The organism is Kribbella sp. NBC_01505, from assembly GCF_045040285.1.
GTDB lineage: Bacteria > Actinomycetota > Actinomycetes > Propionibacteriales > Kribbellaceae > Kribbella.
This window is the reverse complement of sequence record NZ_CP109425.1, coordinates 24,702-36,439: the sequence shown is the minus strand read 5'-3', so window position 1 is coordinate 36,439 and position 11,738 is coordinate 24,702. Positions and strand designations below refer to the sequence as shown.

The 11,738-nt window shown below is 67.8% G+C and carries 11 protein-coding genes; 5 read left to right on the top strand and 6 right to left on the bottom strand.

Annotation, left to right across the window (positions count from 1 at the left end; translation table 11 throughout):
• Positions 1-60: 60 nt before the first annotated feature.
• Positions 61-675 (top strand): HD domain-containing protein, encoded by a 615-nt coding sequence (locus OG474_RS00140; RefSeq protein WP_405060072.1) that lies wholly within the window; start codon positions 61-63, stop codon positions 673-675.
• Here OG474_RS00140 and OG474_RS00135 read toward each other — a convergent pair.
• Together OG474_RS00135 and OG474_RS00130 are read right to left on the bottom strand one after the other, a co-directional pair.
• Positions 666-1,325 (bottom strand): response regulator, encoded by a 660-nt coding sequence (locus OG474_RS00135; protein ID WP_405060071.1) that lies wholly within the window; start codon positions 1,323-1,325, stop codon positions 666-668. The two genes, OG474_RS00140 and OG474_RS00135, sit on opposite strands and share 10 nt — an antisense overlap.
• On the bottom strand, positions 1,322-2,521 hold the full coding sequence (locus OG474_RS00130; protein ID WP_405060070.1) for a sensor histidine kinase: 1,200 nt from the start codon (positions 2,519-2,521) through the stop codon (positions 1,322-1,324). The genes OG474_RS00135 and OG474_RS00130 overlap by 4 nt, the downstream gene beginning before the upstream one ends.
• 121 nt (positions 2,522-2,642) lie before the next feature.
• Between OG474_RS00130 and OG474_RS00125 the strand changes: the two genes are divergently transcribed.
• A complete protein-coding gene (locus OG474_RS00125) occupies positions 2,643-3,224 on the top strand; it encodes a DUF308 domain-containing protein (RefSeq protein WP_405060069.1) in 582 nt (193 codons plus the stop codon).
• On the opposite strand, the gene OG474_RS00120 is transcribed toward OG474_RS00125, so the two are convergent.
• Positions 3,221-4,288: a hypothetical protein gene (locus tag OG474_RS00120; RefSeq protein ID WP_405060068.1), complete on the bottom strand. Its 1,068-nt coding sequence runs from the start codon at positions 4,286-4,288 to the stop codon at positions 3,221-3,223. The two genes, OG474_RS00125 and OG474_RS00120, sit on opposite strands and share 4 nt — an antisense overlap.
• A complete protein-coding gene (locus OG474_RS00115; protein WP_405060067.1) occupies positions 4,285-5,409 on the bottom strand; it encodes a hypothetical protein in 1,125 nt (374 codons plus the stop codon). Before OG474_RS00115 ends, OG474_RS00120 begins: the two co-directional genes overlap by 4 nt.
• A 111-nt stretch (positions 5,410-5,520) precedes the next feature.
• Between OG474_RS00115 and OG474_RS00110 the strand changes: the two genes are divergently transcribed.
• Positions 5,521-6,378: an oxidoreductase gene (locus OG474_RS00110; RefSeq protein WP_405060066.1), complete on the top strand. Its 858-nt coding sequence runs from the start codon at positions 5,521-5,523 to the stop codon at positions 6,376-6,378.
• Position 6,379: 1 nt separating this feature from the next.
• The gene (locus OG474_RS00105; RefSeq protein ID WP_405060065.1) at positions 6,380-6,997 is read left to right on the top strand and encodes a TetR/AcrR family transcriptional regulator; all 618 of its coding nucleotides are present in this window, start codon (positions 6,380-6,382) and stop codon (positions 6,995-6,997) included.
• Here OG474_RS00105 and OG474_RS00100 read toward each other — a convergent pair.
• On the bottom strand, positions 6,963-8,390 hold the full coding sequence (locus OG474_RS00100; RefSeq protein WP_405060064.1) for an FAD-dependent oxidoreductase: 1,428 nt from the start codon (positions 8,388-8,390) through the stop codon (positions 6,963-6,965). The two genes, OG474_RS00105 and OG474_RS00100, sit on opposite strands and share 35 nt — an antisense overlap.
• Positions 8,391-8,502: 112 nt before the next feature.
• Here OG474_RS00100 and OG474_RS00095 point away from each other — a divergent pair, with 112 nt between their 5' ends.
• Complete coding sequence (locus tag OG474_RS00095; protein ID WP_405060063.1) at positions 8,503-9,420, top strand: cupin domain-containing protein; 918 nt, start codon at positions 8,503-8,505, stop codon at positions 9,418-9,420.
• Here OG474_RS00095 and OG474_RS00090 read toward each other — a convergent pair.
• On the bottom strand, positions 9,407-11,734 hold the full coding sequence (locus OG474_RS00090; protein ID WP_405060062.1) for a chitobiase/beta-hexosaminidase C-terminal domain-containing protein: 2,328 nt from the start codon (positions 11,732-11,734) through the stop codon (positions 9,407-9,409). The genes OG474_RS00095 and OG474_RS00090 overlap by 14 nt on opposite strands.
• Positions 11,735-11,738 lie beyond the last annotated feature (4 nt).

The window sequence follows — 11,738 nt, the reverse complement described above, 5'->3', positions numbered from 1 at the left end:
CACCGGGTGCTCGGTTAGGGTGACGAAGTCCGGCTGGAGTCGATCGGGAGGAGCTGGCGAATGAAGGTGTTCGACGCGTGGCGGACGTGGGCCGACGCAGAGCCCGCACTGCGTGACCGGCTGCCGGGGGAGGTCGTCGACCAGCTCGCCGTCGTGTACGACGCCGCCGCGGAATGGCACGGTGACCAGGTGCACCCGGCCGGCGAACCGTATGTGGAGCACCTGATGCAGGCTCTCCAGGTCGCGATCGAGGCCGGCGGTGTCACGTCGTTCGACATCTTGGCTGCCGTGGTGCTGCATGACGTCGCGGAGGACACCGACGGCACGCTCGAGGAGATCCGCGAGCGGTTCGGGGCCACGACGACCGAGTTGGTGGCCGCGGTGACGAAACCGGACGCGGCTCCCGGTGAGGATCCGGCGGCGGTGCGTGCGGGATATTTGCGGTCCTTCGAGGATGCGCCGGCCGACGTACTGATGGTGAAGTTGTCGGACCGGTACAGCAACGTGCAGGCCCTCGACACCCATCCGCGGCCGGCCAAGCAGGCCCAGTACTACGCGGAGACCGTGCGCTGGTTCATCCCCCTGGCCGACCGGATGCCGCAGTTCACGGCGTTGTTCGCCGAGTGGCAGCAGCACTTCAGCCACCTGGCCGACAAAGCAGACGGTCAGGGGTAGAGCCCGGCCCGGAAGGTGAAGGAGACCAGCTGGGCGCGGTCGCGGGCGCCGACCTTGGTCATGGCTCGCACGGCGTGGGTTTTCGCGGTGAGCGGGGACATGTAGAGCTGGGCGGCGATCTCGTCGTTGGTCAGGCCGGCGGCGATCAGGAGGACCACCTCTCGTTCGCGTGGGGTCAGTGGGCGGAAGCGCTGGAGGAGTTCCTGGTCTGCGACGGGAGGCGGGCTGTCGGTCATGTGACCGATGAGCGCGGCGGTTGCTGCCGCGGAGAGGGTGCCGCCGCCGGTGACCACCTCGGTGATTCCGGCGACGAGCTCGGCGGGGCTGACGGTCTTGCTGAGGAAGCCGTTGGCGCCGGCTCGGAGGGCAGCCAGCACGATCTCGTCCTGGTCGAAGGTGGTCAGCACGATCACCCGGACCTTCTCGGCCGGGTGCTCGGCGCGGATCCGGCGGGTCGCCTCGACACCGTCGATCCCGGGCATCCTGATGTCCATCAGGACCAGGTCGACCGGATGCTCGCGCAGGAACGGGATGACCTGGAGTCCGTCCGACAGGTCGGCCACCACGTCCAGGCTGGGGTCGAGCAGCAGCATCGCCCGGATACCAGCGCGCATGTCGTCCTGGTCGTCGACGATCAGCACTCGGGTCATCGGACCGCAACTCCCGAGGGGCTCAAGTCCGCCCGGACACGGAACCGGTCGCCGGTGTTGTCGATCGTCAACCGTCCGCCCGAGGACTCGACCCGCTCACGCATCCCGACCAGACCGAGCCGACCGCCGGAGCCGGAGCCGCGCCTCCCAGGATCGATGCCGCCGGGATGGATGCGGTTCTCCACGGTGACGCAGATCCGGCCGTCCCGTTCCCGGACCTCCACCGTCGCCGGCCCGGTGCCATGGCGATGGGCGTTGGTGAGTGCTTCCTGGACGACTCGGTAGACCGTCACGCCGACGCTGGGTTCGACGAAGTCGTCGGGTACGTCGATTGCCGGCTCCACGTCGAGGCCGATACTTCGGAATGAAGCGATCAGCCCTTCCAAACCGCTGAGCGCCGGAGCCGGCCGGAGCGCCTCCTCGTCGGAACTGTCGTCACCGCGGCGAAGCAGCGCAAGGATCCGCTGCGTCTCCACGACGACCGAGCGCGCACTGGACCTGGCCGCCACCAAGGCCTGCCGGGCCGGCTCGGCATCTTGGGGCAGCCCGATCTCCGCCACCCCGAGGTGCACGCTGAGCATCGCGACCTGGTGGCCCATGACGTCGTGGAGGTCGCGGGCGATCCGGAGCCGCTCCTCGGTCACCCGCCTGATCGCCTCGATCTCGCGGGTGGCGATGGCGTTCTCGGCGCGTTCCTCCAGCGTCCACCAGTGGTCCCGGTAGATGCGGAGCCCGGCGCCCGTCGCCCCTCCGGCTACGGCCGAGAAGAGGGCCGCGGTCCCCACGACCGCTCCGCCGCGAAACCCGCCGACCGTCATGTACGCGCCCAGGAAGGCGGCCGCCACGATGGCGGTTGCGATCAGCGGCCGCTTGCCCCGGAAGGTCACCGAGAACAGCACGAGGACGGCGATCATCCAGAGCGACAGCGGGTCGTCGCCGACCGCCGTCACGGCGAAGGAGGTCGCGCTGGTCACGATCAGCCCGGCCCACGGACTCCACCACGACAGGGCGATGCCGCCGCCCGCGAGCGCGACGGACAACGCCGACGGCCAGTCGGGGCCGCGCAGCAGGAGCGCCACGAGCTGACCGGCGAAGACGAGTCCGGCGATCGAGTAGGCGGCCAGGTTCACGAGGTCGGGACGGCGGATCCACCCGGGTGCGGCGGGCCTGTCGTCCTCGTGCTGCGCCTTGACCATGCATTGATTCTCGTTCATACCTGGTCCGGAGAAGTACTTCATTCGAAGTACACGGCGGTGCCCGGGAGCGTCGAGACTCAGCAACGAGAACCCCACCACGATCCAACGCAAGGACATCCCGATGACTCAGACCGCCGTACCGTCGACCACCACCCCGTCGCACGGACTCCGAACCGTCTACCTGGTTCGGACCGTCTTTTCGTTGATCTGGGCAACCATCGTCTTCACCACCTCGACCACGCTCGTGTCGGCGGACGAGCCCACGGTGCTCGCGGCCGTGCTGCTCACCATCTACCCGCTGTGGGACGCCGTCGCCACGCTGCTCGAGCGGCGGATCGCCGGTGGAGCCACGGATCGCGTCGGCACGGTCAACCTGGTCCTCGACCTGGCCGCGACCGTCGGAATTCTCGTGGCCAGCTTCGGCACCGTCGGCAAGATCCTGCTCGTCTTCGGCGTCTGGGCGCTGCTCTCCGGAGCAATCCAGCTCACGGTCGCGGTACGGCGGCGGCGCGTGGTCGGCGCGCAGTGGCCGATGATCGTCAGCGGGGGCTTGTCAGTCCTCGCCGGCGCGTCGTTCGCCGCGATGTCCGCCTCAGCCACGAGCGGTCTGTCCACCATCGCGGGCTACTCGCTCTTCGGCGCCTTCTGGTTCGTCGTCTCCGCGATCGCACTGACCGTCCGGGCCCGGTCCGCTCGCTCTTAAGAGCCGAGGAGGAGGCGGTCGGCGGTGATAGCTGTGGCCAGCTCGCAGGCGCCGGTGCTGACGGTGCAGCGGACGATCGCCGACGTCTGATGGTTGCTGTCAGCACCGGAGACGGTTGCCACCATCAACAAGTGGTCGTCGTCCTCCGGCGCCGCACCCTGCAGGCAACCCTTCCACTCCCGCAGCAGCTGGCCGGTCTTCGCGTCGAGCGCAGCCTCCGCGGTGGCGCAGGAACTCTGGTCGCGAGCCGGCGTTCCGAACACCGTGGCGCCAGCGGGGCTGAACGACCGAAGCGAGTAGTCGCAGGTCTTCCAAGCACGCTGACCGGTGTCAACGGTGCTGATCGCGGAACACGATCCGGCATCGTTGGCCACGAGCGTCGAGGCCGCGGTCTTGCCGTCGGCTGTCAGGGTGGTCAGCGATGGAATCGTCTTCATCAGCGTGGCCCGCGGCTCACCCGGGACCCAGGCGTAGGTGCTCCAGGTCGCGCCGCGGCCGAGCACGTCGGACGACTGGTAGTAGACCTTGCCGTTCGCGTAGGCGAGCACCTGGAAGTTCCAGCCGGTGGTCAGTTTGAGCGACTGCAACGCCGTACCGGAGTCGGCGAAGATGATGCCACCCTCGGTCGGCGAGGTACCGCCCTGGTAGGCAGCGTACGCGGCGCTGGTGTGGTCTTCGTTGACCTGCAGGTGACTGGCACCCAGTACGTCGTCGCCGCCGGACCGCTGCACCCGCCAGCCATCGCCGTTCGTGGTGATGGCGAGCACGGAGTCGTTCACCCGGGCGATCTCGAGGATGTCGTCGGCCCCCGGAACCGTGAACGGATCGCCGGCCGCGCCTCGAACCTCGCGGCCGACCAGATACGGGAGCCGAGGCGGCTGCCCTTTCCCGAGCTTGTCCACGGCCAAGGTGAGCTTGGTGGGTTGCGGAGTGGCCGGTGCGGCGAGGGGAGCGGCGCTGTGTGCGTTCGGACTCTGCCGGGACGCGAGGGCGGCGCCCAGCGCGACGGCCGCGACCGTGATCGCGGCGATCACCACCGCCAGTACGCCGTTCTGACGCTTCATGACCAGCTCCCCATCAGCCACAGGGCGTCTCGCCGCGCCACCTTCGTGGGACTGACCGCCAGCTCGCAGTCACCCGAGCCGATGCTGCACCGAATGATCGCGACCGGAGTGCTCTCGCCGGTGTCGACGGCCATCAGCAGGTGGTCGTCGTCCTCCGCGGCCGTGCTGAGGAACTGCAATCCGGTCCACTGCCGTCGTACGTTGCCGGTCCGGCTGTCGAGCGCGGTGACGGAGGGATCGGCTCCTTCGGCGCGGAAGTCCGGGGTCGCGTACACGGTCTCGCCGTCCGGAGTGAACCCGTTCAGCGAGTACTCGCAGGTCCGCCACAGTTGCTTGCCGTTGGCAAGCTGTCGCAGTGCCGAGCAGAACGTCTGGGCGGCACCGGAGATCTGGTCGACGCCGTTGGTTCCCTGGAGGTCGACTCCCGCCGGGGTCTTGAAGGACGTCAGTACGTCGACCTTGCCGGTCTGCGTGTGCCAGACGTTCAGTGTCGCGACCGGGTTGTCGGGGTCGGTCGTGGCGGCGAAGTAGACGGTGGAGCCGACCACGGCCAGCACGGTCGACGCCCAGTCGTCGGGGCGATCCAGCTTCTGGTCGTCGAACGAGTTGCGCCAGTAGACCGCGTTGCCTTGCCGCCGGGTGTGATCGGCATTGGTGCGGGCCGTCCCATAGGCGACCGCGTCCTCGTCGATCGACGTCACCAGACTCGCGACCGCCGGAACCCTGCTGCCGGAGTCGATGCCTGACCCCGAACTGACCTGAACGAGCTCGGTGTCGCCGGTGCCGACGTCGAGGATCACCAGCGCGTCGCCCTCGAACCGGGCCGCCCGAAGGATGTCCTCCTTGCCAGGCACGGTGATGTCGTCGCCGAGCCCGCCCTTGACCACGCGGCCACTGAGGTAGGCCACCTGGGGTGCCCGGCCCGTGGGCAGTTCGGCGAGCCTGACTGTGACCGCCGACACGGCGGCAGGTGTCTCGGCAAGCGGCTCCGCGGCGGTCGACGGCGAGACGACCGGGCCGCGACCGGCCATGAAAGCCCCGCCTGCCACGGCCAGCACCGCGACGACAACTAGTCCGATCGCCAGGCGCCCATTACGGGCTACTGCGTTCGGCCGGTCCACAGACCAAACCTTAACCGGTGGCCTTCGGCCCTTTGGCGGTGGCCATCTGGGCGCGTACCGTGGAAATCCACGGGGTGTTGATTTTAATGAACGCTGTGTAGAGTCGAGGTCATGACTACACGGACGTTTCTCATTACTGGGGTCAGCAGCGGTCTCGGCCGCGCCTTCGCGGAGGGCGCACTGGCGGCCGGGCATGTTGTCGTCGGCACAGTTCGCAAGCCCGATGACCTGGCGGCCTTCGAGGCGATCGCGCCCGGCCGAGCTCACGCTCGCCAGCTGGACGTCACCGACGACGAGGCGGTGTTCGCGGTGGTGGCCGAGGTCGAGCAGACGGTCGGCCCCATCGACGTACTGATCGCCAATGCCGGCTACGGCTACGAAGGTGTCTTCGAGGAGTCGCCTCTGGCTGAGCTGCGCGCGCAGTTCGACGCCAACGTCTTCGGTACGGCGGCCACCGCGCAGGCCGTGTTGCCCGGCATGCGGAAGCGCCGGTCGGGGCACATCTTCGCGGTCGGCTCGATGGGCGGGCTGATGACGGTTCCGGGGCTGTCGTACTACCACGGCAGCAAGTACGCCCTCGAGGGCATCTTCGAGACGCTGGCCAAGGAGGTCGCCTCCTTCGGTGTCCGGGTGACCATCATCGAGCCGGGGTCGTTCCGGACGAACTGGTCGGGCAGCTCGATGCGTCGCAGTTCCAGGTCCATCCCGGAGTACGACGAACTGTTCGATCCGATCCGCGCTGCGCGCCAAGCGGCCAGTGGCAATCAGCTGGGCAACCCGGCCAAGGCGGCCGACGCCGTACTGGCGGTGATCGATGCGGAGAACCCGCCGGTGCACCTCGTGCTCGGATCCGACGCGCTGCGACTCGTGGACGCCGGTCGCGCAGCAGTCAATGCCGACATCGAAACCTGGGAGCAGTTGTCCCGCTCAACGGACTTCCCGGACGGCCACCAGATCGTGTCCACCTGAGATGCGGCGGTCCGGCACGCCCACAAAGGGCGACCTGCGCGAGCAGAAGATTCTCGAGACCCTCGAAGAACTCCTGGCCGGCAAGACCTTCGAGGCCCTCACGATCAACGACTTGGCTGAGGGAGCGGGTCTCTCGCGGGCTTCGCTGTACTTCTACTTCGGTTCCAAACAGGACGCACTGGTTGCCCTCTTCGCCAAGACCGTTGAGGTCCTGCGCGAGAAGTCCCGCGCCGCGGCCGAAGAGCCCACGGCCTCCCGCGAGGCGATCGCCAAGGTGATGGCGCGCACGCGCGACCAATGGCTCGACCACGGCCTGATCATGCGCGTCGCCATCGACCAGTCCGCGGCGGTGCCCGAGCTGGACGCGCTCTGGACCGAGACCGCGGACATCTTCATCGACGCCATCACCGCGGTCCTGATCAATGCCGGCGTACCGGACAACGATCAGCCCGACGGTGCCCGAGCCATGGCACAAGCGCTTTGCTGGATGATCGAGCGGACCTTCTACCGTGCCTCCGCCGTCTCACCCGACGAGCTCCGGCGGGCATCCGAGACCTGCCTGGAGATCTGGCTCCGAGCAGCTGCTAGTGGTGGAGGGACTTCCGGATCCGGGGGATGAGGGTCTCGGTGAAGCGCCACAGCATGGCCGAGTCCTGGGTGTGGAAGGCGCCGCCGGTGTAGAAGGTGTTGCGGTGTCCTTGGAGTGCGCTCAGGCGACGGTAGAAACCCTTCTTGATATCGGCGACGCTGACAGTGAGCTCGAAGGGGCTGTGGCTGCTGTAGGCCTCGAACTTCGCTGCGGTGACCGGGTAGGCGCCCGCGGTGCGGAGGCGGTTCAGGTCGGCGAGGACGTTGGCTTGGACCTGAGCGTCGGTGAGGGCTCGGTCGCTGCCGTACTTGACCTGGTACAGGTCGGCCGGGCCCTGCTGGGTAAGGCCGTAGATCCCGGGGAGCGGCGGCAGGTTGAAGACGGTGTCGCTGCCGACGTTCTGCAGTGAGGTCTTCGCCGGCAGGCCGGCGATCCGGACGACTCCGGTGTAGTAGAAGCCGGGGCGGAAACGCTTGAAGAGGGACAGTTCCGTCCCGTCCAGGTCGACCGCGGACAGGCTGCTCGGCAGCGGGGGCGCAGTGATGACCAGCTTCTTGGCGCGGATGACCCGAGGACCGTCCGGGGTGTCGACCCGGAGCAGGACTCCGTGTCCGCGGTGGGTGTGGGTGACCTCCGAGCTGAGCAGGACGTCGTCGCCGAGGACGAGAGCCGCCTTCTCGTAGATCTCGTGGGTGTTCGTGCTGACGGGGTTCAGGAACGTGTTGTTCAGCAGGTCGCTGATCAGGCTGGAACCGAAGTTCTTCATCACGTACAAGGTCGGTTGGTTCATGATGTCGCCGAGCCCCTGGCCGAAGTTGGCCACCAGCCCGGGCAGGGTGTCCAGACTGTGCTTGGCCAGGAAGTCGCCCCACGGCATCAAGAGTTCGGCCGGTACGGGGTTCGGCAGCTCGAAGCCGTGTTCGAGGTAGGGGTAGCGATCGATCAGGTCGCGCAGAACGGGGAGCTGAGTCGGAGCCGGCGGCCGGTAGTCCGGGACCAGCTTGCCGGTCCGGAAGTCGACGTACCCGGTGGATCCGCCGCTGCCACCGCCGATCGATCCGACCGCGAAAGGCACACCGAGGCGGTTCAGGTAGCTGTGCGCGACCGGCAGGTTGTGCCAGACCACGACGCCCATGTTGAAGGAGGCACCGGACGCCGGGTCGACGTACTTCTCGGTGTGCCCGCCGAGCCGGTCCTTCCGCTCGATGACCACCACGCTCTTGCCGAGATCGCGAAGCCGGATCGCGGCGTACGTGCCGGTGGAGCCGCCGCCGATGATGGCGACGTCGCGTTCGATGACTGGATGGTGACCTGTGCTGGTAGTCCGTTCAGTGGCGTTCGCAGTGCCCGTTTGGAGCGGTAGGCCGGCAGCGACGCCGGCGGCAGCCGCCAGCTTCAGCAGGTCTTTACGGGTCAGGTCCACTGTGCGCTCCCAGAGTTTGTACGGCGTTCCTGGCGTCCAGTCAACGCGCGTCCGGTGAGTGGGTGAATGGTCTGGCGTCCCGATCGGATACGCGAGCGTCTAATCTGGCGCTGTGGATCTGCTCGCGGAACTACTGACGGAGGTCCGGTCGGACGGCGCTCTCCTGGGGCAGGTCGCCTTCGGCCCGCCCTGGCGGATCAGCGTCGAGGCGAGGCTTCCGCTCACGGTGATCGCTGTCCTGCGGGGCGAGGCCTGGATCATTCCGGGCGAATCGGCCCCGCGACTCGTCAAGGCCGGTGAGGTCGCGGTCGTATCGAACCGTTCGTCGTACTGGATCAGCGACTCGCTCGACTCCGAGATCGAGCCGGTGCTGACCGCTCTGCCGGACGGCCGGATCCTGCAGGACGCCGACCTCTGGCCGGCCGACCGGGAGCTGGACAGCCCCGGCCGCACTGCACTGTTGCTGGGGAGGTATCAGGTACGAGGCCGCATCTCGGAGCGGTTGCTGAGCGCCGTACCCGAGCTGCTGGTGGTGTCCGGAGCGGAACGGATCGGTCCGGTGCTGGCCCTGACGTCCAGCGAGGCCGAGCGAGCCGAGCCGGGGTATCAGCCCATGGTGGATCGACTGCTCGATGTGCTGCTGCTGGTCTGCCTGCGCGAGTGGTTCGCCCAGGCGGAGCCGGATCAGCCGGGCTGGATCAGCGCGGTCGGGGATCCGGTCATCGGCCCGGCGATGCGGCTCCTGCACAGCGATCCGGCGCGGCCGTGGACAGTCGCCGGGCTCGCAGCGGTGGCGGCGGTGTCCCGGGCGACCTTCGCGCGGCGGTTCACCGAACTCGTCGGTGAACCGCCGATGACCTACCTCATGAACTGGCGACTCGCACTGGCCGAAGACTTGCTGACCCGCGGCGACGCGACGGTGGAATCCATCGCGCGCCAGGTGGGCTACGGCACGGCCTACAGCTTGAGTGCGGCCTTCCAGCGCGAGCGCGGTCTGCGCCCGAGCAGTCTCCGGCTCAGGGGTAGCTGACCACGTTGACCGGGACGGTGCCTGGTGGCGTCACGGCTCCGGTGTCGTTGATGACGTGCGTGATAGTGCCCTGGTAGTTCAGCGAGACCGTGCACAGGCTGTGGAAGCGCACATTCGCGTTGTTGGGTGCTTCGAATGCGTTGTAGGCACTGACGGACGGGTTGACGTTGAAGAAGTTGTAGCTGCCGAGGCCCCAGGCCTCATGCGAGGTGACGTTGTCGCCGACCTTGTACGCCGCATAGCCGTTGCGGCCGCTCGGGCGGTTCCAGCTGGCCTGGTTCGGGACGTCGTACGGCATCTCGTTCTGGAAGAAGATCGTCTTGCCGCCTTGGCCGTTCCAGATCACCTGGGTCTTCTGGTAGTGCTCGACGAACAGCCCGGTCGCGAGCACGTTGTTGCCGTTGACAATCAATCCGGTATCGGCGGTCGCCTGGGTCCAGCCCCAGGTGCCGGCGTTGCCGTGGTCGGCGCGCCAGGCCCAGATGTGGTCGATGATCGTGTTGTGGCTGTTGACGATCAGGCTCGTCGTCGCATGCCCGGCGATCGAGCCGCCGATCCGGAAGAACACGTCCTGGAGGGTGGTCGGGTTCGCCGCGTGGTTCGCGGACGAGCCCGCGGGGCCGACCGTCAGCAGTGCCGCGGAGTTCGTCGTACCGGCGTCGAACAACAGACCCTTGACGCGTACGCCGTCGACGTCAGCGACCTGCATCGCGTTCACGCCGTTGTCCGGGATCAGGGTCGGGTAGCCGATGCCGAGGACGACGGTGTTTGCCCTGGTCACGTTGAGGGTCTGGTTGAGGTGGTAGACGCCGGGAGTGAAGAACAGGTTGCAGCCCGAGGCCAGTGCCGAGTTGATCGTCGACGCGGTGTCGCCGGCCTTCACGACGTAGAACTGGCTCATCGGGATCGACGTACCGGGGGTGGATCCGTTCGCCCAGCTCGCGCCGGAAGCGTTGGTGCGCAGGGACGGGGTGAATACGCGGTACTTGCCCGCGCCGTCGATGTACAGGTACGGCACGTCCCGCGAGACCGGCGTGGTCGCGAGGGTCGTTTCCGGCGGGTTCGGGAAGGTGGTCGGCGGAGCGCCCGGCGTACCGGAGAAGACCATGTTCCAGACACCACCGGCCCAGCTGCCGAGGTTGCTGTCCCGGGTGTACCACTGCTGCTGAGAGATCGACGCGGTCTCGCCGGAGACCTTGGAGTCGGCGATGTAGCCGCCGCTCGCGAAGCCGTAGCTGGCCGGGTAGAGCTGCAGGTTGCCGCGGATGTCCATCCGGCGGAACGGCGCCGCCTGCGCGACTGCCCAGCGGTTCGAGCCGCCGATCGGGTTGACCGCCATGTTCTCCGCGGACCGCCAGAAGTTCTGCAGCGCCACGCCTTGGTCGGACTCGTTGAACGCGTCGACCGTGATCGCGCCGTTGATGACCACGTCACCGGGGTTCTGGCCGAGGCCCGCGACCGAGGTGTAGTAGCCGACATCGTCATGCACGCTGTAGGAACCGGGCTTGAACAGGTGCGCCACCCGCCGGTTCGCCATCTGCGCGGTCAGGGTGTCCTTCTGCGCGTTGAAGTCCGCGTCGAGCTGCGTCTGGATCGCCGTCGACGACATGCTCGGGTCGAAGATGCGCGTGTTCGGGCCGAAGTTCGGTACGTCGGGTTGCGTCGTACAGCTGACCGGAGAGCTACCGATCGTGTAGGTGGCACTGGCCACGGGGGAGTTCGTGAGACCGGACTTGAGACCGATCGCGTTGATCGTGCGACTCGTCGGCACGCTGATCGGACCGCCGTACAACGTCGACGACGCGGTCGGCGTGGAACCGTCCACCGTGTAGCGAATCGTGGAGCCCGCTGTCGCTGTCGAGATCGTCACCGTCTGCGCGGTCGAGTAGCTGCCGCCCGCCGGGGAGAACGTGGGCGTGGCGACGGCCGGCGTGGTCGAGCCGCCATGGGTGTAGCTGAAGTGCGGGGTGTCGTACTGCGGCCCGCTCTTCTCGTAGGTGAACCAGTAGTCGATGACCGTCCCGGACGACAGTCCGCTCACGGTCTTGCGCCAGGTGCCGCCGCTGAGGTCCATCCGGAAGTTCTGCTGGCCCTGGCCGGCGACTGTGTAGTGCACGTCGACATAGACGGCCGTGGTCGTTGGAGTGAAGGCGATCTGGGCCTGGGTCGCGTTGAGCGAGCTGACCGATTGGGTGTAGTCGTCGGCCGCTCGTGCTACGCCACCCACCAGGAGGGTCGAGCAGAGGGCCAGGACGAGGGCGACGATCGTCGCGCGCCAGCGTGCATGGGTCTTTCGGGACACTTTTCGGGACACGAGG